Genomic DNA, 21852 nt, shown 5'->3' on the forward strand with positions numbered 1-21852 from the left:
ACCAAAGCAGTACCTTTATGGTTCATAAGACTCACTAATGTCAAACCCCGTTAAAGAGATGAGACGGGCACCACACGAAACGGGCGGAGCGTCCTAGAACAGGACGCTCATGAACGCGCCGACTTCCTGGAACCCCACGCGCCGGTACGCGGCGCGGGCCGGGGTGTTGAAGTCGTTGACGTAGAGGCTGACGACGGGGGCGACGTCGGCGAGCGCATAGCGCAGGACGGCCGCCATGCCGGGGGCGGCGAGGCCGCGGCCGCGGTACTCGGGCGCCACCCACACCCCCTGGATCTGGCAGGCGTGCTCGGTCGCGGCGCCGATCTCCGCCTTGAAGACGACCTTGCCGTGCTCGTCGAGGCGGGCGAACGAGCGCCCCGAGCCGACCAGTTCGGCCACCCGCGCCTGGTACAGCAGTCCGCCGTCCCCGGCCATCGGCGAGACGCCGACCTCCTCGGTGAACATCGCCACGCACGCCGGCATGATCGTGTCCATCTCGTCCTTGCGGATCCGGCGCACGTACGGGTCGGGGGCGACGTCGGCGGAGAGCCGGTCGGTGACCATCAGGGGCTGGTGGGCGCGGACCTCGCGGGCCGGGCCCCAGCTCGGTTCGAGCAGCCGCCACAGCTGGGCGGTGGGCTCGGCCGGGCCGACGATGGACGAGCAGCGGCGGCCGGCCCTGCGGGCGCGGTCGGCGAAGCCGCGGACGGCGCGGTCGGTGGCGCAGATCGGGACGAGGTTGGCGCCCGCGTAGCAGAGCGACTGCAGCATGCCGTCCTCGTACCAGCCCCACATCTCGCCGCCGAGCCGCCACGGGTCGAGGCCCGCGAGGCTGACGCGGGCCGTCACGAAGGCATTGGCGACCGGCTCGCGGTCGAGTACGGCGAGCGCTGCGTCGAGGTCACTCGGTTCGAGGACCCGGGTGGTGGTCTGAGTCAACACGTGCGGGGCCTTTTTGGCTGGGCTGCTGATCTCCGCACTGTACCTGCCGGTGCTTTGCGCCGCCCCGCCTCCGGGTCTGCCGTGCTCTGTGGGGTGGGCGGGTGCGGGTCCGGTGGGGGCTGGTCGCGCCCCGCGGCGGAGCCGCCCATGACACAGCCCCGAGCCCCTGAGAGGCACGCCCTCCGGGCGGCATCTCCCCGGCGGGGGAAGGCTGCGCGCAGCGCATGCCTTCAGGGGCGCGGGGAACTACGCGACCGGCCACAACGAGACGCGCGCCCGCCCACCGGGCAGAACCCGGCGGACGAGCGCGCGCGAAACCTGCGGATCAGCCCGCCACGGCCACAGAAGGCTCGCCGGAGGCCACCCCGTCCTTCTCCATCTGCTCGGCGATCTTCATCGCCTCCTCGATCAGCGTCTCCACGATCTTCGACTCGGGCACGGTCTTGATGACCTCGCCCTTGACGAAGATCTGGCCCTTGCCGTTGCCGGACGCGACGCCGAGGTCGGCCTCGCGGGCCTCGCCCGGACCGTTCACGACACAGCCCATGACGGCCACGCGCAGCGGGACCTCCATGCCGTCGAGGCCCGCCGTGACCTCCTCGGCCAGCTTGTACACGTCGACCTGGGCGCGGCCGCAGGACGGGCAGGAGACGATCTCCAGGCGGCGGGGCTTGAGGTTCAGCGACTCCAGGATCTGGTTGCCGACCTTGATCTCCTCGACCGGCGGGGCCGACAGGGAGACGCGGATCGTGTCGCCGATGCCCTCGGAGAGCAGCGCGCCGAAGGCGACGGCCGACTTGATCGTGCCCTGGAAGGCGGGGCCGGCCTCGGTGACGCCGAGGTGGAGGGGGTAGTCGCACTTCTCGGCGAGCAGCCGGTAGGCGTTGACCATGACCACCGGGTCGTTGTGCTTCACCGAGATCTTGATGTCGCGGAAGTCGTGCTCCTCGAAGAGCGACGCCTCCCAGAGGGCCGACTCGACGAGGGCCTCGGGGGTCGCCTTGCCGTACTTCTGGAGCAGCCGGCGGTCCAGGGAGCCCGCGTTCACGCCGATGCGGATCGGGGTGCCGTGGTCCTTCGCCGCCTTGGCGATCTCCTTGACCTTGTCGTCGAACTGCTTGATGTTGCCCGGGTTCACCCGGACCGCGGCGCAGCCCGCCTCGATGGCGGCGAAGACGTACTTCGGCTGGAAGTGGATGTCGGCGATCACCGGGATCTGCGACTTCCTGGCGATGACGGGCAGCGCGTCGGCGTCATCCTGCGTGGGGCACGCCACACGCACGATCTGACAGCCGGACGCGGTCAGCTCGGCGATCTGCTGGAGCGTGGCGCCGATGTCCGAGGTGCGCGTCGTCGTCATCGACTGCACCGAGACCGGGGCGTCACCGCCCACGGCGACCGTGCCGACCTGGATCTGCCGGCTCTTGCGCCGCTCGGCGAGCTTGGTCGGTACGTCCGGCATGCCGAGTGAAATCGCAGTCATCTGCTGTGCAACCCCAAGGTGTGGATCGAGGATCGAGTCCAGAGGCTTCCGAGATTACGTCACCGGCGCGCGCCCCAGCACATCGCGCCCCGCAACTCCACTCAAAGGTGGACGGCCGGACACACAGGGTGTCCGGCCGCCGTGAATGCCGTGCGATCAGGAGATTCTCACCGGGTTAACAACGTCGGCGATCAGTACCAGAATCGTGAAGCAGACGAAGATTCCCGCCACCACGTAGGCGACCGGCATGAGCTTCGCGACGTCGAACGGGCCCGGGTCGGGACGCCGGAAGACGCGCGCCACGTTCCGCCGCAGCGACTCCCACAGGGCGCCGGCGATGTGCCCGCCGTCGAGCGGGAGCAGCGGCAGCATGTTGAACAGGAACAGCGACAGGTTGAAGCCCGCGACCAGCATCAGCGACATCGCCAGCTTCTGGGTGGCGGGGATGTCGAGCGCGGCGATGTCGCCGCCGACCCGGGCCGCGCCGACCACGCCCATCGGGGAGTCCTGCTCGCGCGGGCCGTCGCCGAACGCCGCGTCCCAGAGCGCGGGGATCTTCGCCGGGAGCGCGACGATGGAGTCGACCGCGTCGCCGACCCGGTCGGTCATCCAGGTCACGGAGTCGCCGAAGTCCTGGCGCACCACGCCGGTGGCGGCGGTGAAGCCGAGCCAGCCGGCCGTGGTGTACCCGTCGACGATCTGCCCGCTCGCGTCCTTCTTGGGCACCTGGTTCGTGGCGATCTTCGCGGTGAGGGTCTTCTGCTGACCGTCCCGCTCCACCACGATCGGGACCGTCTTGCCCGCGCTCCTGCGGATCTCGTCGGACAGGGTGTTCCACTTGTCCGTGCCGACCCCGGCGAACGAGACGATCTTGTCCTTGGCCTGCAGGCCCGCGGCCTTCGCCGGGGACTCGTCGTCCGTCTTCTTGCAGGTGTCGCGGTGCTCGCTGGCCTTGATGATGCACGGCGAGATGGAGCTGACCACGTTGGTCTGCTGGGTCACGCCGAAGCCCATCAGGACCGTGAGGAACAGCCCGACCGCCAGGACCAGGTTCATGAACGGTCCGGCGAACATGACGATGACGCGCTTCCACGGCTTGCGCGTGTAGAAGAGCCGGGTCTCGTCGCCGGGCTTGACCTCCTCGAAGGCCGCGGCCCTCGCGTCCTCCACCATCGAGCGGAACGGCGAGGTCGAGCGGGCCTCGATCCTGCCGTCGGCGCCGGGCGGGAACATGCCGATCATCCGGATGTAGCCGCCGAGCGGGATCGCCTTGACGCCGTACTCGGTCTCGCCCTTCTTGCGCGACCAGATGGTCGGGCCGAAGCCGACCATGTACTGCGGGACGCGGATGCCGAAGAGCTTCGCCGTCGACAGGTGGCCCAGCTCGTGCCAGGCGATGGAGACGAGCAGGCCCACCACGAAGACGACTATGCCGAGGATCATCATCAAGGTCGTCATGCACGAGCCTCCGCGGCTGCCTTGTCCGTCAGCGTCAGTTCACGGGCCCGGGCGCGTGCCCAGGTCTCCGCTTCGAGGACGTCCGCGACGGTCAGGGAAGTTCCCGATCCCGGTGTGCCGTGTTCCTCGACGACCCGGGTGACGGTCTCCATGATGCCGTTGAACGGCAGGGCGCCCTTCAGGAAGGCGTCCACGCACTCCTCGTTGGCGGCATTGAACACCGCCGGAGCCGTGCCCGCGAGCTCCCCCACGTGCCGGGCGAGCCCCACCGAAGGAAACGCGTCGTTGTCGAGCGGGAAGAACTCCCAGCTCGACGCCTTCGACCAGTCGAAAGCCGGGGCCGCGTCGGGAATCCGTTCGGGCCAGCCGAGGCCGATGGCGATCGGGCCGCGCATGTCGGGCGGCGTCGCCTGGAGGATGGAGGACCCGTCGACGTACTCGACCATGGAGTGCACGTACGACTGCGGGTGGACGACCACCTCGATGCGGTCGAACGGGATGTCGTAGAGGAGGTGCGCCTCGATGACCTCCAGGCCCTTGTTGACCAGGGTCGCCGAGTTGATGGTGATGACCGGGCCCATCGCCCAGGTGGGGTGCGCGAGGGCGTCCTCGACGGTGACGTCCGCCAGGTCCGCCTTGGTCCGGCCGCGGAACGGGCCGCCGGACGCGGTGACGACGAGCTTGCGGACGTCGGCGCGGGTGCCCGCGGCGAGCGCCTGGAAGAGCGCCGCGTGCTCCGAGTCGACCGGAATGATCTGGCCCGGCTTCGCGATCGCCTTGACGAGCGGGCCGCCGACGATCAGCGACTCCTTGTTGGCCAGGGCGAGCGTGCGGCCCGCGCGCAGGGCGGCGAGCGTGGGCGCCAGGCCGATGGAACCGGTGATGCCGTTGAGCACGGTGTGGCAGTCGCCACGGCCCGCGACCTCGGTGGCGGCGTCCGGCCCCGCGAGGATCTCGGGGAGCGCCTCGCCGGGGCCGTACTGCTCGGCGAGGGCCTCGCGCAGCGCGGGTACGACGTCCTCGCGGGCCACGGCGACGGTCCGGACGCGCAGCCGGTGCGCCTGCTCGGCCAGGAGAGCGACGCGGCCGCCCGCCGCGCTCAGCGCCGTGACCCGGAACCGGGTCGGATTGCGCAGGACGAGGTCGATCGCCTGCGTACCGATGGAACCCGTGCTGCCGAGGACGACGATGTCCCGGGGCGCGGTGTCGGGGGCCGGGTCGAAGACGAGGTGCGGGTCCGCGAGGGGGGATGGGCTGGCAGGACTGGCGGGGCTGTCGGTCATTCCCCCATTCTTGCGTGCGGTCGCCGTGCGGCGGACAGGTGTCCCGCCCGATCGCCTGTTCGCCGTCGGGCGGGTGGCCCGCCTCACGGTGCGAAGTAGTGGTCCTCCGCCAGGTCGGCCAGGAGCGTCGTCCCCGTGGGCCGCCAGTCCAGGAGCGCGCGGGTCCGGTCGCTCGACGCCTGGACGTCGAGCGCGACGAAGGGGGCGATCCAGCCGAAGTGGGCGGGCGCCTGCTCCGCGGTGAGCTCCACGAACGGGACGTCCAGCCCGCGGGCGACGGCCTCGGTGACGGCGCGCAGCGGCACGCCCCGTTCGGCGACGGCGTGCAGCCGGGTGCCCGCCGGGGCCGCGTCGAGGGCCAGGCGGTACAGACGGGCCGCGTCCGAGACGTGCACCGCGGGCCAGGTGTTGGCGCCGTCCCCGATCACCGCCGCGGCGCCCCGCTCCCGGGCGATCTCGATCAGCCGGGGTACGAAGCCGTGGTCGCCGCGGCCGTGCACGGACGCCGCGAGCCGGAGCACCACGGAGCGCACGCCGCGGCCGGCGAGGGCCAGCGTGGCGTCCTCGGTGGCGCCGCGGGAGGCGCCGGACTTCATCGGGTCGTCCTCGGTGCCGAGGCGGCCGGGCGCCAGCTGGAGGGCGGAGGTGACGACGAACGGCTTGTCCGTCCCTTCGAGCGCCGCGCCCATGGACTCGACGACCCGCAGGTCGGCGACGGCCGCGGCGGCGTGGTCGGTGAAGCTGTGGTCGAACGCGAGGTGGAGGACGCCGTCGCTGTCCTTCGCCGCGGCGGCGAGGCCGTCCGGGTCGTCGAGCGAGCCCCGGTACGGCTCCACGCCGGCGGCCGTCAGCGCGGTGACGGCCCGGTCGGACCGGGCCAGGCCGACGACCCGGTGCCCGGCCCCGAGGAGTTCGCGGGCCACGGCCGACCCGACGAATCCGGTGGCCCCTGTGACGAATACACGCATGGTGCGCTCCTGTCGGTGCGGTGTGCTCGATGCGGTCGTTTTCCTGCCTCCATCGTTCGGAGCGGGCCCCGGCGCGTCCAAAGCCTGTTCCGCATCGCGCAATACGGTTCAGGCATCACTCCAGGTCACACATACATTCACCGCTCGCCTCCTGACGAGTGGGCATACGCTGGCCGTATGCCCGAGCCCGCCGCTCCCCCTGCTCTCCCCGCGCTTCCAGCCCCGCCCGACCTCGACCTGCGGCTGGTGCGCTACTTCACCGTGGTCGCGGAGCACGGGCACTTCGGGCGGGCCGCCGACGCCCTGCACACCACGCAGCCGTCCCTGAGCCGGCAGATCCGGCGCCTTGAACAGCAGTTGGGGGCGCGGCTGCTCGACCGGACGCCGCAGGGCAGCCGGCTGACCGGGGCCGGGGAGGTCTTCCTGCCCCGCGCGAAGGCGCTGCTGCGGTCCGCCGCGCAGGCCGCGGCGCAGACCAGGGCGGCCGCCGAACCGAGCCGCCTCACGGTCGGGTTCATCACGGGGGCCATCGTGACCCCGGTGGTGCGCGAGCTGCGCCGGCGCCATCCCGACGCCGACGTACAGGCGGTGCACCTGGCGTGGAACGAGACGCGGGCCGCGCTGCTCGACCATCGCGTGGACGTGGCGGTGGCCCGACTGCCGTTCCCCACCGACGGGTTGGACGTGGCGGTGCTCTACGACGAACCGCGGGTGCTGCTCGTCCCGGCCGGGCACCGGCTCGCGGGCCGGGAGTCCGTCACCGTCGACGACATCGCGGGCGAGCCGCTGCCGCGGATGGCGGGCAACCCGGAGTGGGACGCGTTCTGGCGCATCGATCCGCGGCCCGACGGGTCGCGGGCACCGGACGGGCCGGTCATCGACGTGATCGAGGACAAGCTCGAACTCGTCGCGGACGGGCGGGCGCTGGCGATCGCGGCGGTGGGGGCGCTGTCCCACACCATGCGGCCCGACGTCGTCCCCGTCCCGCTGGCGGGCGTCGAACCGAGCCATGTCGTGCTGGCGTCCCGGGCGGGCGACCGGGGGCGCCTCGTGGCGGACTTCCGGAGCTGCGCCCGGGCCCGGCTGACCGGGCCCGGGCGGTAGCCGGGGTCAGCGGATGGGGCGGTGCACGTTCTCCCGCTTCGAGGGTCCTGGGGACGCGTCGGCGATCCAGGGGCCTTCGCCGCTCGGGTCGACGACGCCCTGCTCCAGCCAGGTGTAGGCGCCGCCGAGCACGCCCTTGACGACCTTGTGGTCGACGTCGTCCGTGTTCGTCCACAGCCGGTCGAAGAGTTCGTCGGCGCGGATCCTGGCCTGGCGGCAGAAGACGTCGGCGAGCTGGTAGGCCTCGCGGCCGTGGTCCTCGGTGGTGCGCAGGAGTTCGGCGCGCACGCAGGCCGCGCTCATCGCGAACAGTTCGGCGCCGATGTCGACGATGCGGCCGAGGAAGCCCTGCTTGGTCTCCATCCGGCCCTGCCAGCGGGACATGGCGTAGAAGGTGGAGCGGGCGAGTTTGCGCGCCGACCGCTCCACGTAGCGCAGGTGCGGGGACAGGTCGCGGTGGCCTTCCGGGTGGAACTCGGCGTAGGAGCGCGGGAGTTGGCCGGGGCCCGCGACCAGCTTCGGCAGCCAGCGCGCGTAGAAGCCGCCCGCTTTGGCGCCCGCCTTCGCCTTGTCCGTCAGGGACTTGTCGGGGTCGATCAGGTCGCCCGCCACGGACAGGTGGGCGTCGACGGCCTCGCGGGCGATCAGCAGGTGCATGATCTCCGTCGAGCCCTCGAAGATCCGGTTGATGCGCAGGTCGCGCAGGACCTGCTCGGCGGGGACGGCGCGCTCGCCGCGGGCGGCCAGCGACTCGGCCGTCTCGAAGCCGCGGCCGCCGCGGATCTGGACGAGTTCGTCGGCCATCAGACAGCCCATCTCGGAGCCGTAGAGCTTGGCGAGGGCGGCCTCGATGCGGATGTCGTTGCGGTCCTCGTCCGCCATCTGGCTGGACAGGTCGACGACCGCCTCCAGGGCGAACGTGGTCGCCGCGATGAAGGAGATCTTCGCGCCGACCGCCTCGTGGAACGCGACCGGCTTGCCCCACTGCTCGCGCTCCGCCGACCACTCGCGGGCGATCTTCAGAGACCACTTGCCCGCGCCCACGCACATGGCGGGCAGCGAGAGGCGGCCGGTGTTCAGCGTGGTGAGCGCGATCTTGAGGCCGGCGCCCTCGGGTCCGATGCGGTTCGCGGCGGGGACCCGGACCTGGTGGAAGCGGGTGACGCCGTTCTCCAGGCCGCGCAGGCCCATGAAGGCGTTGCGGTTCTCGACGGTGATGCCCTCGGCGGCCGCCTCCACCACGAACGCGGTGATGCCGCCCCTGTGGCCCTCGGACCTCGGGACCCGCGCCATGACGACGAGGAGGTCGGCGACCACGCCGTTCGTCGTCCACAGCTTCACGCCGTCCAGGACGTAGTCGTCGCCGTCGGGCACGGCGGTGGTGGCCAGGCGCGCCGGGTCGGAGCCGACGTCGGGTTCGGTCAGCAGGAACGCGCTGATGTCGGTACGGGCGCAGCGCGGCAGGAACTCGTCCCGCTGCTCCTGCGTGCCGAACAGCTTCAACGGCTGCGGTACGCCGATCGACTGATGCGCCGACAGGAGCGCGCCGAGGGCCGGGCTCGCCGAACCGACCAGCGCGAGCGACTTGTTGTAGTAGACCTGCGTCAGGCCCAGGCCGCCGTACTTCGTATCGATCTTCATGCCGAGCGCGCCGAGCTCCTTGAGCCCGTTGATCGTCTCGTCGGGGATGCGTGCCTCGCGCTCGATGCGGGCCGAGTCGATCTCCGTCTCGCAGAAGTCGCGCAGTTTCGCCAGGAACTCCTCGCCGCGCTGCGCGTCCTCGTCGGCGGGCAGCGGGTGCGGGTGGATCAGATCGATCCGGAACCGGCCCAGGAAGAGTTCCTTGGCGAAGCTGGGCTTGCGCCAGTCCTGCTCTCGGGCGGCCTCGGCGACCTGCCTGGCCTCCCGTTCGGAGACCTTCGCCTGGTGCTGTGGTGCGGGGGATGGTGCGGACATGAGGTTCACCTCGCCGCGCGTCGGGTCCACCGGCCCGGCTCATTACCGACCGGTGCTACTCGATCGTATGTACCCGATAACGGGCATGTCGACCAGCCCTCGTGCGCGGACCCGCGCCGGATCCGGTCCGCGTACGAGAACGGCCTGAGCCCCCGCACAGTGGGCTCAGGCCGTCGTTTCGGACCGGCGCGCGGGACGGGCCGCGCGCCGGTGTGCGGGGATCCGTCAGAGGGCGAGGCCCGTCAGGACGAGGACCCGCTCGTAGGTGTAGTCGTCCATCGCGTACCGCACGCCCTCACGGCCGACGCCGGACTGCTTGGCGCCGCCGTACGGCATCTGGTCGGCGCGGTAGGACGGCACGTCGCCGACCACGACGCCGCCGACCTCGAGGGCGCGGTGGGCACGGAAGGCGGTCTGCAGGTCGTGCGTGAACACGCCCGCCTGGAGGCCGTACTTGGAGTCGTTGACGGCGGCGAACGCCTCGGCCTCGCCGTCCACCTTCTTCACGGTGAGGACGGGGCCGAACACCTCCTCGCAGGAGATGGTGACGTCGGCCGGCACGTCGGCGAGGACGGTCGGCGCGTAGGTGGCGCCGTCCCGCTTGCCGCCCGCGAGGAGCGTGGCGCCGGCGTCGACGGCCTCGGTCACCCACGCCTCGACGCGCTTGGCGGCGTCCTCGCTGACCAGCGGGCCGACGTCGGTGGCGTCGTCGGCCGGGTCACCGGTGACCTGCGCCTCGACGGCGGCGACGACCTTCGGCAGCAGCCGGTCGTAGACGGCGGCGTCGGCGATGACGCGCTGCACCGAGATGCAGGACTGGCCGCCCTGGTAGTTGGAGAAGGTGGCGATGCGGGTCGCCGCCCAGTCGAGGTCCTTGTCGGAGGCGTAGTCGGCGAGGACGACCGCCGCGCCGTTGCCGCCGAGCTCCAGGGTGCAGTGCTTGCGCGGGACGCTGTCCATGATCGCGTAGCCGACCGGGCCCGAACCGGTGAAGGAGATGACCGGGAGGCGCTCGTCCTGGACGAGGGCGGGCATCCGGTCGTTCGGCACGGTGAGGACGGACCACGAGCCGGCCGGGAGGTCGGTCTCGGCGAGCAGCTCGCCCAGGATCAGGGAGGAGATCGGGGTCGCCGGGGCCGGCTTGAGGATGATCGGGGCGCCGACGGCGATGGCCGGGGCGACCTTGTGGGCGCTCAGGTTCAGCGGGAAGTTGAACGGCGCGATGCCGAGGACGACGCCCTTGGGGATGCGGCGGGTGAGCGCGAGACGGCCCTGGCCGCCGGCGTCGGTGTCGAGGCGCTGGGCGTCACCGCTGTTCCAGCGGCGGGCCTCCTCGGCGGCGAACCGGAACACGGAGACCGCGCGGCCGACCTCGCCGCGGGCCCACTTGATCGGCTTGCCGTTCTCGGCGGAGATCAGCTGGGCGATCTCCTCGGTGCGCTCGGTGAGGCGGTCGGCGACGTGGTTCAGCGCCTTGGCCCGTACGTGGGCCGGGGTCGCGGCGAACTCGTCGACCACGGCGTGGGCGGCGGCGACGGCCTCCTCGACCTGGGCCTCGGTCGGGACGGCGACGGTGCCGACGAGTCGGCCGTCGTAGGAGTTGTGGACGTCGAACGTCTCGTCCCCGGTGGCCTGGCGGCCGGCGAGCCAGAAAGCGTGGGTGGCGGTCATGTCGGTCTACCGGCCTCTCCGTGTACGTGGGCTTCTACGAGGACCACGGTAGGGCTCCGCCGGGTGGGGGCGGTTTGGCCGGGGTGGAGTGATTCCCCGCTCCCGCTTCGACGCTATGGCGTACGCGCGGCGCGCCGGTGGGGCTTCTCGCGCCCCCAGGTACTGCCGGGCGGAGCTCTCGTCGTGTTCTGCGGCCCGGTGGGGCTTCTCGCGCAGTTCCCCGCGCCCCTGGAAGGCATGCGCTGCGCGCAGCCTTCCCCCGCCGGGGAGATGCCGCACCGCAGGTGCGCATCTCAGGGGCGCGGGGAACTGCGCGACCAGCCACGACGAGACCCGCAGTCGCGCCTTCCCCCGGCGGGGAGATGCCGCACCGCAGGTGCGCATCTCAGGGGCGCGGGGAACTGCGCGAGCAACCACGACGAGGCCCGCGGTCGCCCACCACAGAACAACCCGGTCCCCCGCCGGTAAGGCGTTACGCGCCAGTTGCCTTGAGGGCCAGCCACAGTTCCATCCGGACGTCCGGGTCGTCCAGGGAGCGGCCCAGGATCTCCTCGACCCTGCGCATCCGGTACCGCAACGTGTGCCGGTGCACGCCCAGATCCGCGGCAGCGGCGTCCCACTGCCCGTGCCGCGACAACCACGCCCGCAGCGAAGCGACCAGGTCACCCCGCCCCGTGGCGTCGTGATCGCGCAGCGCCCGCAGCAACCCGTCCGCGAAGGCCCGCACCGCGTCGTCGCCGAGCAGCGGCAGCACGGACCCCGCCGCCACGTCCTCGTGCTCGACGAGGATCCGCCCCCGCCGCCGGGCCACCGACAGCGCCTGCTCGGCCTGCTTGAAGGCGCTCGCCGCGGCGATGGGCCCGGCCGGCGCCGAGAAGCCGATGACGAGTTCGTCGCCGGCCACCGCGGACCCGGCGGAGCCGTCCGCCCGGGTCGACTCCAGCGCCTCCGCGTACTGCCCGCACGCGTCGACGGCCGCACCCCCGTCGACGACGAGCAGCACGACCCGCTCCCCGTCGGGCACGACGAGCACGGCCTCGCCCGCGCGGGCCGCGGCGGACTCGACGACGTCCACGAGGACGGACACCGGGTCGCTGCCCGGCCCCGCCCCGGTCACCACTTCGGCGAGCAGCAGCGCGGTCCCGGCCGACGACGCCCCGCCCTGCACCGCGACCCCGCTCGGCGGCGGTGCCACGGCCTCCGCGAGGACCATCCGGAACGGCGCGTCGAGCAGCGCCCCGTACAGGTCGCCGGCCACGGCCCGCGCGTGGTCGGGCTCGCCGGCCAGCAGCATCCGCAGCACCGCGGCGCCGATCCGCTGCTCGGCGGCGTACAGCGCCCGGGACCGCTCGGTGGTCAGGGTGAGCAGGGCGATCGCGGAGTGCAGGGCGTACCGCTCGGCGGTGCCGAGGGCCGCGGCCGTGCCGACGGCGAGGGCCGCGCGGGGGCGGCGCCCGGTGCCGATGGAGTGCAGTTCGACCCGGTCGTCCGCGCCGCCGGCCACCACGGAGCTCGCGGGCGCGGGCCGTTCCCGCAGTCGTTCGACGTCGGGGGTCAGCCGGGCGGCGCGGCGGCCCGCCCACTCCGGCGCGGTCGCGACGACCGCTCCGGACGCGTCGTAGAGCGCGGCCCACCCGTCGACCTGTCCGGCGAGGACGGAGAGGAGTCCTTCGGGTCCTTCGCTGAGGGCCTGCTTGGTCAGCTCGCGCTGCGCCGCGAACCCCGACGTCACGGCCCGGTACTGGTCGGCCGCGATGGCGGCGGACACCGCCTTGCTGATCGCGATGAAGGGGGTGCGGGGAGGTACTTCGAGGAGCGGGAGGCCCTCGTCCTGCGCGGCCTGCACCAGGGCGTCCGGCACGGCGTCGTAGTTGACGCCGACCGCGAAGCCGAGGCCGACGACGCCCGCGCCGACCAGCCGCTTCACGTACCGGCGCATCGCGTCGGGGTCGTCGGCGTCCAGTTTCAGGGCGGTGATGAGGAGGAGCTCGCCGCCTTCCATGTAGGGGACGGGGTCGGCGAGCTCGCTCACATGGGCCCAGCGGACAGGGGTGTCCAGCCGTTCCTCGCCCGCACGCACGGTGAGCTTGAGCGCCGAGTGGTGGACGAGCGAGGCGAGCGTGGGCGGCATGGGGCCTTCAGGTGTGCTGGGGGTACAGGCGGGACCGGTGGGGCGGTCGGAACGAGCGGGACTTGTGAAGCTTTTGGCCGCTCCGTATGAACGCCCCGTGCCGATTCTGCCTCACCGTACGTACCCCTGGGTCCCGGCCCCACGATCCTCAGCTGTTCTTCAGGCCCCGCTCAGGCCCGCAGGTCCACCAGAAGCGGAGGCGCGTGTTCCCCCCGCACGGTCGTCAGGGAGAGCACGGCGTGGCCCGGCGGGACAGCGTGTGCCAGGTCGGACGCGGACCAGCGCTCGCGCTCGACCTGGCGGACGGTGACCGCGCGGGCGGTCGGGGCGCGCCCGGTGATCACCCGGCGCACGGCGTGCAGCGCCTTGCCCGCGGGGGTCTCGGCGATGATCTGGCGGTCGGTGACGTCGCGGGCCTCGGTCCACTCCTTGCCCCACACCTCGGCGAAGTCCTGGCCGTCCCACGGGGTGAGCCCGGACAGCGCCATCCGGCAGCCGACGGCGCCGAGCAGCGGGGAGCGCAGCGGCCGGGGCACGTCGTCGAGGGTGCGCAGGGTCAGCACGGCGCCCGCGTTCGCCGAGCGCAGCCGCTGGATGCCGCGCACGGACTGCGGGGTGACCACCCCGGTCGCGTCGTCGAGCACCAGACAGGCGAAGAGCGAGCGGTCCTCGCGCGTGACCACGCTCGTCATGAACTGGGCGAGCACCAGTCTGGCCAGGATCCGGGAGGCGTCCGCGTGCCCGCGCTCCGGCAGGTCGATCCGGACGCGGACGGGGTGGTCGAGGGCGCGGAGGGAGAACGGGCGGGTGCTGCCCGACGTGTCGAAGAACGAGGCGAAGGCGGGGCGGTCGAGCAGCGCGATCCGGTCGGCGAGCACCGCTCCGACGTCGCCGGGGTGCGCCAGCTGCCGCTCGCGCGCGTCGAGTTCGCGCAGCATCGCCTCGTGGCCCGCCTCGGTGAGCGACTTGCGCAGTGCGCCGAGCGCGACCGGTGAGCCGTCGAGCAGCTGCCGCAGTTCGGGGACGGAGGGGAAGCGTCCGTGGACGGCGGCGTAGGGGCCGAGGAGCTGGGCGAGGACGGTCGTGGAGCGCCGGCTGTCGCCGCTCGGGTGCGGGTCGGCGAGGTCGCCGACGAGGGCCTCGGCGAGCACGGCGGCGGCCTCGTCCGGGTCCTGGCTGCCGCCGTAGAGGTCGAGGTCGTAGACGGAGTCGGGCGCCCCGATCCGGACGACGACGTCGTAGGTGTCCGGCGAGCCGAGCCCGGCGCCGGCCGCGCCGACGACGACCACGGCGGCCCGCCCGGCGAGGGCGCCCAGGCAGAGCGACTCGGCGAGCGGCCACACGACGCTGCCGGTCTTGCCCGCGCCGGGCGGCCCCACGGCGAGCAGGGAGGTGCCGAGCAGATCGGGGCCGATGCCGAGGCCGACGCCCCGGTACGCGTACGGGTTGCGCTCGTCGTCGGCGGCCGCGCCGATCCTGACCTGCGCGGTCGCGAGGTCGTGGCGGGCGGAGCGGGCGGGCAGGTCGCGCGTTCCCGAGGGGTGCGGGCAGGCGGCGGCGCCGTCCTTGACGACGGCGGCGGTGAAGGCGCCCAGGCTGTGCCGGCCGCGCTTCACGCCCTGCCAGGCGCGGGCGATCCGGGCGTGGTCGACGTCCCGCATCAGCCCGCCGCGCGCGTCGGCGCCGAGCCGCTCGGCGGCCTCGGCGGCCCCGGCCTCCCGGAGCTGCGGCCACTGCACGGGGTCCTTCTCCGGGGCGACGGGCCGTGCGGCCTGCACCGGTGCCGCGGCGACCCGCCAGGCCGGGTAGCCGAAGCGCCGCCAGAGCTCGCCCCAGCGGCCGAGGCGGCCGACGCCGACCATGATCCCGACGGCGAACACGGCGTAGTACAGGTACACGACGACGACGGAGGCGATCGAGTGCGGCGACGCCCAGGAGTCCGGGACCATCGCGTACAGCGGCAGCAGCCACCAGCCGCCCAGGTAGCCGTTCCACAGCAGCGACCAGACGAGCCAGCCCACCAGGAACGCGATGAGCGCGCCGCTGACCAGCTGCCGGGTCGGTGTCCGCTCCGGCGCCACGTCCGGCCGGGGCAGGTGCCCGAACCGCCAGACGCCGGGTGCGGCCGAGGGCCGGGGGGTCCGCAGCCAGGTCAGGAACTCCGCGTTGCCGCCGGGCGCGGCCCCCGGCGCGTGGGCGGGCCGGGGCGGGGGTGTGACGGGGCGGGCCGGGTGCGGCACTGCCGCGCCGCGCGATCCCACGCTCCCCGAGGAAACGTCCCGTTCCTCGGCGGAGCCGCTCGTGCCCTCGGTCTCCATGGCCCTTGCCCCCTGCTCAGCGGTCGATCCGGCCTCAATCTAGTGCCCGTACCAAGGGAGTTCACCGATTACGCGCCCCGCTGGCCCGTACGGGGCGTCGTACCCATGTGTCCAACTCGGACAACATGCCACCACAATCCCACCCCGATGGAGCATGACCGCCCCGCCGCGGCGCACCTAACCTGCGAGGAAACCCCCGTACATCCCGGCGAAACCGGACGACGACCAGCCCGGCCCAGCCGCCCCACCTGAACCAGGAGCCCCGCATGAGCGACATCCCGCAGGAGCGCCGCGTCGTCACCGCCATCCCCGGCCCGAAGTCGCAGGAGCTGCAGCAGCGCCGCCTCGCCGCCGTCGCCGCGGGCGTGGGCTCCACGCTGCCGGTGTTCACCGCCCGGGTGGACCGCGGCATCATCGAGGACGTCGACGGCAACCGTCTGATCGACTTCGGCTCCGGCATCGCCGTGACGTCGGTCGGCGCGTCCGCCGAGGCCGTGGTCCGCCGCGCCTCCGCCCAGCTCCAGGAGTTCACCCACACCTGCTTCATGGTGACGCCGTACGAGGGGTACGTGGAGGTCGCCGAGGCGCTGGCCGAGCTGACGCCGGGCGACCACGCGAAGAAGTCGGCCCTGTTCAACTCCGGCGCCGAGGCCGTCGAGAACGCCGTCAAGATCGCCCGCGCCTACACCAAGCGCCAGGCCGTCATCGTCTTCGACCACGGCTACCACGGCCGTACGAACCTGACGATGGCGCTGACCAGCAAGAACATGCCGTACAAGCAGGGCTTCGGCCCGTTCGCGCCCGAGGTCTACCGGGTCCCGGTCGCCTACGGCTACCGCTGGCCGACCGGCGCCGAGAACGCCGGTCCGGAGGCCGCCGCCCAGGCGATCGACCAGATCACCAAGCAGGTCGGCGCGGACAACGTCGCCGCGATCATCATCGAGCCGGTGCTCGGCGAGGGCGGCTTCATCGAGCCGGCCAAGGGCTTCCTCCCGGCGATCCGCCAGTTCGCCGCCGACAACGGCATCGTGTTCGTCGCGGACGAGATCCAGTCCGGCTTCTGCCGCACCGGCCAGTGGTTCGCGTGCGAGGACGAGGGCATCGTCCCGGACCTGATCACGACCGCCAAGGGCATCGCGGGCGGTCTCCCGCTCGCCGCCGTGACCGGCAAGGCCGAGATCATGGACGCCGCGCACGCGGGCGGCCTCGGCGGCACCTACGGCGGCAACCCGGTGGCCTGCGCCGGTGCGCTCGGCGCCATCGAGACGATGAAGGAGCTCGACCTCAACGCCAAGGCGAAGGAGATCGAGTCGACGATGAAGGCCCGCCTGACGGCGATGCAGGAGAAGTTCCCGGCCATCGGCGAGATCCGCGGCCGTGGCGCGATGATCGCCATCGAGCTGGTCACGGACCCCGCCACCAAGGAGCCGGACCCGGCGGCGGCCGCCGCGCTCGCCAAGGCCTGCCACGCCGAGGGCCTGCTCGTCCTCACCTGTGGCACCTACGGCAACGTGCTGCGCTTCCTGCCTCCGCTGGTCATCGGTCAGGACCTGCTCAACGAGGGTCTCGACATCATCGAGAACGCCTTCGCGGCGCTCTGAGCACTGCTTTCACACGGCCCGATCCGCGGCGGCCGAACCGGTGACCATTCCGTGACCTGCGGTAACGGTCGGGCCGTGTGAAGAACGTGTGCGGGCCCCATGGCAGCTTGGCCAACCGGCTGTCGCGCCCGGGACCCCTGACGTACGGTTTCTGCAGATGAGAGAAACACCTCGCCCACGGGGGACTGTGGGCGACACCGGGTCGGAGCCTCCCCAGCCCCGCCCTGGTCGTGCCCTCGCGCACACACCCGGAGCTTCCGGCTCCGGAACTCCTCACCGATCGGACGGTCGCCCGCCCCAAACCCCCCGGGGCGTGCGGTTCGCCGGTCAGTTCGGCCGGCTCGGAACTACCCCCCCTGTTCCGGGCCGGCCGACCATTTTTCCCACGCTGCTCACCCTGGTGGCCGCACTCCTCTTCGCGGCCCTGACGTGGCAGGTGGCAACGGACGGCCCGCTCCTGTCTCCCGACGAACGCCTCGGCGACGCGATCCGGACGAGCGCGATCCCGTCGGGCCCGGCGGAGTTCTTCGCCGACCTCGGCAACCTGTCTGTGGCCCTGCCGGTCCTCGCCGTGGTCCTCGCCGGTGTCACCTGGCTGACCCGCGCCTGGCGCCCGGCCGTCGCCGCGCTCGTGACCATGGCCCTGGTCCCCGCCCTGGTCGCCCCGCTCCAGTCGGCGATCGCCCGCCCCGGCCCGCCGCCGATGGCCCCGGGGACGGGCTTCTACCCGTCGGGCCACGCGGCAACGGCGGCGGTCGCGTACGGCCTGTGCGTCCTGCTGCTGGGCGGCGTCCTGCGCTCACGCGCGACGGCCTACGGCTGCGTCCTGCTGAACGCGGCCGTAGGCCTGGGTCTCGTGCGGCAGGGCTACCACTGGCCGGTGGACGTCATCGGCAGCTGGTGCCTGTCGGTGGTGCTGCTCTGCGCGACGGCGTACGTGCTGAGCCGGTGGGTCAGCCGAAGTACGCGTCGAAGTTCTTCTGGAACTCCCAGTTGTTGAAGCGGTCCCAGTTCACCGACCACGTCATCAGGCCGCGCAGCCCGGGCCAGGTGCCGTGGGTGGTGTACGAGCCGCAGTTGGTCTTCTTGGTGAGGCAGTCCAGGGCCTTGTTCACCTCGGCGGGCGCCACGTAGCCGTTGCCCGCGTTCGTCGAGGCGGGCATGCCGATGGCGATCTGGTCGGGGCGCAGCGGCGGGAAGACGTTGTTGGCGTCGCCCGCGACCGGGAAGCCGGTGAGCAGCATGTCGGTCATCGCGATGTGGAAGTCGGCGCCGCCCATGGAGTGGTACTGGTTGTCGAGGCCCATGATCGGGCCGGAGTTGTAGTCCTGGACGTGGAGCAGGGTGAGGTCGTCGCGCAGGGCGTGGATGACCGGGAGGTAGGCGCCGCAGCGCGGGTCCTGGCCGCCCCATTTGCCGGTGCCGTAGAACTGGTAGCCGTTCTGCACGAAGAAGGTCTCGGGCGCCATCGAGAGCACGAACGTGTCGCCGTACTTGGCCTTCAGGGTCTTCAGGGCCGAGATCAGGTTCACGATCACGGGGGTCTTCGGGTTCTTGAAGTCCGTGTCGTCGGTGTTCAGGGAGAGGGAGTGGCCCTCGAAGTCGACGTCGAGGCCGTCGAGCCCGTAGGTGTCGATGATCTTGGAGACCGAGGAGACGAAGGTGTCCCGGGCGGCCGTGGTGGTCAGCTGGACCTGGCCGTTCTGGCCGCCGATCGAGATCAGGACCTTCTTGCCCGCCGCCTGCTTGGCCTTGATCGCGGCCTTGAAGTCGGCGTCCGACTCGACGCCGGGGCATTCGGCGGCCGGACAGCGGTTGAAGCGGATGTCGCCGGAGGTCGTCGACGTGGGTTCGCCGAAGGCCAGGTCGATGACGTCCCAGCTGTCGGGGACGTCGGCGAGGCGGGTGTAGCCGGCGCCGTTGGCGAAGCTCGCGTGGAGGTAGCCGACCAGGGCGTGGGTGGGCAGGTCTCCGCCGGTGCCGCCGCCCGGGGTGCCCTCGGTCGTCATGGCCGTCACCGGGGACGACTTCGGGGACTCGCCGGCGTCGTTGACCGCGGCGACCTGGAAGCTGTACGCCGTCGCGGGGGTGAGGCCGGTGAGCGTGGCCGACGTGCCGGTCACCGTGCGGGACTTGGTGCCGTTGGCGTAGATGGCGTAGCTCGTCGCGCCGGCGACCGGGGTCCAGGACAGGGGGACGGTGGTGGCGGTGGGCGTGCCCGCGGTGAGGCCCGTGGGGGCGGTCGGCGGCGCCGGGGTCTCGCCGCCGGGCCCGACGAGGGTGATGTCGTCGGCGGTGTAGGCCGGGGTGCCGTACCAGCCGTGCGTGTAGATCGTGACCTTGGTGGTGGCCGGGCCGGTGCGGAACGTCGTCGTCAACTGCTGCCAGTCCGGGGCCGACTGGGTCCACGTCGACACGTCCGTGGTGCCGGTGCCGCTCGCGCCGAGGTAGACGTAGCTGCCGCGGACCTGGCCCGTCAGGGTGTAGGCGGAGTCCGGTTTCACGGTGACCGTCTGGGAGCACTGGGCGTTGTCGGCGGCCGTCGGGGTCGCCTGGAGCGCCGACGTACCGCTGTGCACCGGTGAGGTGACGGTCTTTCCGGTGCCCGCCGTGCAGGTCCAGCCGTCCAGGCCCGACTCGAAGCCGCCGTTGCGGGCCAGGTCGGTGTCGGCCGCGCGGGCGGGGGTGGGCGCGGACAGGACGGTGAGGCCGGTCGCGGCGAGCGCGGCGGCCGTGAGGGTGGTGAGGAGTCTGCCGGGTCTGGATCGGGTCATGGGGGTCTCCGGGCGTGGCGGGGAAGGGGCACGGTGGAGCGCGCCCAACTTGGTCCAGACCAATTGAGTTGTCAAGGGTTCGCGCCGTCTCCTTCCCGTCGCCCGCGGCGCCCTACTCCCCCGCCTCCCTGGCCAGTTGGGCCGCCGCCTCGTGCATCGCGAGTTCCAGGACGCCGGGGTCGGTGAGCGTGCCGGAGCCGTCCGGCGGCACCAGCCAGCGCACGCCGCCCGTCGCGCGGCCCGGGTACGGCACCACGATCCAGGTGCCGCGCCCCGCGCCCCGCACACCGGTGCCGAGCCAGCGGGCCGCCGTGCCCGCGGGCACGAAGAAGCCCATCCTGGCCTCGCCGAAGTCCGCGAGGACCGGTCCCGGCCGGTCGATGACGCGGGTCAGGACGTCGAGCGTGGGGTAGCCGAGATCTCCCGGCAGGATCAGCACGTCCCACTGGCGTCCCGCGGGCAGCAGCGCCACCCCGTGCGGATTGCGCTCCCACTCCCAGCGGCACGCCTCCGGATCCGGCGCCACCGACACCAGCCACTCGACCGCCGATTTGGCCCCCGAGCCAGTCATGGCGGGACCTCCCTCTTCCTCGCTCCGACAGCGTTGGTCACGAGCGAGAGGGCCAGGAGGTCCCGGCATTACGCGAGTTCGGGTTACTTCTTGGTAGTGGACCGGGTCACGCCGCGCCACCAGGGCGTACGCCGGTCGATCAAGCCCGGCGTGACGGGCGGGCTCAGCTGTCGAAGCCGAGGCCCACGGTGTCCATCGCCTTCAGCCACAGGTTGCGCCGGCCGCCGTTGTCGTCGGCGCGGGCCAGCGACCACTTGGTGAGGGCGATGCCGGTGTACGCGAACGGCTCGGGCGGGAACGGCAGCGGCTTCGTGCGCACCATCTCCAGCTCCGTGCGCTCCGTGCGCTCGCCCGACAGCAGGTCGAGCATCACGTCCGCGCCGAACCGGGTCGCGCCGACACCCAGGCCCGTGTACCCGGCGGCGTAGGCGACGCGGCCGCCGTGGGCCGTGCCGAAGAACGCCGAGAAGCGCGAGCAGGTGTCGATGGCGCCGCCCCACGCGTGCGAGAAGCGCAGGCCCTCCAACTGCGGGAAGCAGGTGAAGAAGTGGCCGGCGAGCTTCGCGTACGTCTCCGGGCGGTGGTCGTACTCGGCCCGGACCCGACCGCCGTACGGATAGATCGCGTCGTAGCCGCCCCACAGGATCCGGTTGTCCGCGGACAGCCGGAAGTAGTGGAACTGGTTGGCCGAGTCGCCCAGGCCCTGGCGGTTCTTCCAGCCGATGGAGGCGAGCTGGTCGGCGGTCAGCGGCTCCGTCATCAGCGCGTAGTCGTAGACCGGCACCGTGTAGGAGCGGGTCCGCTTGACCAGCGACGGGAAGACGTTCGTGCCGAGCGCCGCGTGCCGGGCGAAGACCCGGCCGTACGGGGTGCGGACCGCCACCCCGCCGCCGTTCGAGGCGAGTCGGGTCGCGGGCGTGTTCTCGTAGATGCGCACGCCCAGGCCGAGGCAGGCCTGCTTGAGGCCCCAGGCGAGCTTCGCCGGGTGGAGCATGGCGACGCCGTCGCGGTCGTACAGGGCGCCGAGGAAGGTGGGCGACGCGACCTGCTCGCGGGTCTGCCCGGCGTCCAGCAGCTCCAGGCCGTCCGCGAGCCCCGCCTCGGTCAACTCCTGGTGGAATTCGCGGAGTTCGGCGGCCTGGTGGGGCTGGGTCGCGACGTCCAGTTCGCCGGTGCGCTCGAAGTCGCAGTCGATGGCGTAGCGGGCGACCGCCGCCTCGATGGCGTCGAGGTTCTCGGCGCCCAGCTCCTCAAGGCGTTTGATCTCCTTGGGCCAGCGGGCGAGGCCGTTGGCCGTGCCGTGCGTGAGGGAGGCGGCACAGAATCCGCCGTTGCGCCCGGAGGCGGCCCAGCCGATCTCGCGGCCCTCGACGAGGACCACGTCACGGGCCGGGTCGCGCTCCTTGGCGATGAGTGCGGTCCACAGTCCGCTGTAGCCGCCGCCGACGACGAGCAGATCGCAGTGCTCGTCGCCGGTGAGGGCGGGCCGGGCCTCGGGCCTGCCGGGGTCGTCCAGCCAGTACGAGACCGGCCGGGCGTCGGAAAGAGACGTGGTCCAGCGATTCATGGCGCTTGCGGCCATGATTTCAACT

Annotated in this window: 15 protein-coding genes; 3 read left to right on the forward strand and 12 right to left on the reverse strand. The window is 72.5% G+C overall.

Features of this window, described 5'->3' with window-relative positions; all coding sequences use genetic code 11:
• Window positions 1-93: 93 nt before the first annotated feature.
• The 5 genes from RBJ77_RS39765 to RBJ77_RS39785 form a co-directional block, all read right to left on the reverse strand.
• Window positions 94-942 (reverse strand): GNAT family N-acetyltransferase, encoded by an 849-nt coding sequence (locus RBJ77_RS39765; RefSeq protein WP_372349424.1) that lies wholly within the window; start codon window positions 940-942, stop codon window positions 94-96.
• A 325-nt stretch (window positions 943-1267) separates the two neighbouring features.
• Entirely contained in the window at window positions 1268-2425 is a 1158-nt protein-coding gene (gene ispG, locus RBJ77_RS39770) for a flavodoxin-dependent (E)-4-hydroxy-3-methylbut-2-enyl-diphosphate synthase (RefSeq protein ID WP_255981730.1), read from the reverse strand.
• A gap of 156 nt (window positions 2426-2581) precedes the next feature.
• Window positions 2582-3883 (reverse strand): RIP metalloprotease, encoded by a 1302-nt coding sequence (locus RBJ77_RS39775; RefSeq protein ID WP_372349425.1) that lies wholly within the window; start codon window positions 3881-3883, stop codon window positions 2582-2584.
• Window positions 3880-5166, reverse strand: coding sequence for a 1-deoxy-D-xylulose-5-phosphate reductoisomerase (dxr, locus tag RBJ77_RS39780; protein ID WP_372349426.1), 1287 nt, complete (start codon window positions 5164-5166; stop codon window positions 3880-3882). Before dxr ends, RBJ77_RS39775 begins: the two co-directional genes overlap by 4 nt.
• Before the next feature lie 83 nt (window positions 5167-5249).
• A complete protein-coding gene (locus tag RBJ77_RS39785) occupies window positions 5250-6134 on the reverse strand; it encodes an SDR family oxidoreductase (RefSeq protein ID WP_372349427.1) in 885 nt (294 codons plus the stop codon).
• A gap of 177 nt (window positions 6135-6311) precedes the next feature.
• Between RBJ77_RS39785 and RBJ77_RS39790 the strand changes: the two genes are divergently transcribed.
• Complete coding sequence (locus RBJ77_RS39790; protein ID WP_372349428.1) at window positions 6312-7238, forward strand: LysR family transcriptional regulator; 927 nt, start codon at window positions 6312-6314, stop codon at window positions 7236-7238.
• A 6-nt stretch (window positions 7239-7244) separates the two neighbouring features.
• On the opposite strand, the gene RBJ77_RS39795 is transcribed toward RBJ77_RS39790, so the two are convergent.
• From RBJ77_RS39795 to RBJ77_RS39810, 4 genes are all read right to left on the reverse strand, one after another.
• The gene (locus tag RBJ77_RS39795; protein WP_372349429.1) at window positions 7245-9194 is read right to left on the reverse strand and encodes an acyl-CoA dehydrogenase family protein; all 1950 of its coding nucleotides are present in this window, start codon (window positions 9192-9194) and stop codon (window positions 7245-7247) included.
• Between the two features lie 225 nt (window positions 9195-9419).
• Entirely contained in the window at window positions 9420-10865 is a 1446-nt protein-coding gene (locus RBJ77_RS39800; RefSeq protein WP_372349430.1) for an aldehyde dehydrogenase family protein, read from the reverse strand.
• 472 nt (window positions 10866-11337) lie between these two features.
• Complete coding sequence (locus RBJ77_RS39805) at window positions 11338-12996, reverse strand: PucR family transcriptional regulator (RefSeq protein ID WP_372349431.1); 1659 nt, start codon at window positions 12994-12996, stop codon at window positions 11338-11340.
• A 170-nt stretch (window positions 12997-13166) separates the two neighbouring features.
• Window positions 13167-15314 (reverse strand): ATP-binding protein, encoded by a 2148-nt coding sequence (locus RBJ77_RS39810; RefSeq protein ID WP_372349432.1) that lies wholly within the window; start codon window positions 15312-15314, stop codon window positions 13167-13169.
• A 266-nt stretch (window positions 15315-15580) separates the two neighbouring features.
• Between RBJ77_RS39810 and gabT the strand changes: the two genes are divergently transcribed.
• Window positions 15581-16915, forward strand: coding sequence for a 4-aminobutyrate--2-oxoglutarate transaminase (gabT, locus tag RBJ77_RS39815; protein WP_372349433.1), 1335 nt, complete (start codon window positions 15581-15583; stop codon window positions 16913-16915).
• 400 nt (window positions 16916-17315) lie between these two features.
• Window positions 17316-17915, forward strand: a complete 600-nt coding sequence (locus RBJ77_RS39820) for a phosphatase PAP2 family protein (protein WP_372349434.1) — start codon at window positions 17316-17318, stop codon at window positions 17913-17915.
• On the opposite strand, the gene RBJ77_RS39825 is transcribed toward RBJ77_RS39820, so the two are convergent.
• From RBJ77_RS39825 to RBJ77_RS39835, 3 genes are all read right to left on the reverse strand, one after another.
• Window positions 17869-19689 carry a chitinase gene (locus tag RBJ77_RS39825; RefSeq protein ID WP_372349435.1) on the reverse strand — a complete coding sequence of 607 codons (1821 nt, stop codon included), beginning with the start codon at window positions 19687-19689 and terminating at the stop codon, window positions 17869-17871. The genes RBJ77_RS39820 and RBJ77_RS39825 overlap by 47 nt on opposite strands.
• 112 nt (window positions 19690-19801) lie before the next feature.
• The gene (locus tag RBJ77_RS39830; RefSeq protein WP_372349436.1) at window positions 19802-20260 is read right to left on the reverse strand and encodes a hypothetical protein; all 459 of its coding nucleotides are present in this window, start codon (window positions 20258-20260) and stop codon (window positions 19802-19804) included.
• Between the two features lie 163 nt (window positions 20261-20423).
• Window positions 20424-21842 carry an NAD(P)/FAD-dependent oxidoreductase gene (locus RBJ77_RS39835; protein ID WP_372349437.1) on the reverse strand — a complete coding sequence of 473 codons (1419 nt, stop codon included), beginning with the start codon at window positions 21840-21842 and terminating at the stop codon, window positions 20424-20426.
• Window positions 21843-21852: the final 10 nt, after the last annotated feature.

The sequence above is a fragment of the Streptomyces sp. KL116D genome, from assembly GCF_030766975.1.
Taxonomy (GTDB): Bacteria; Actinomycetota; Actinomycetes; order Streptomycetales; family Streptomycetaceae; genus Streptomyces; species Streptomyces longispororuber_A.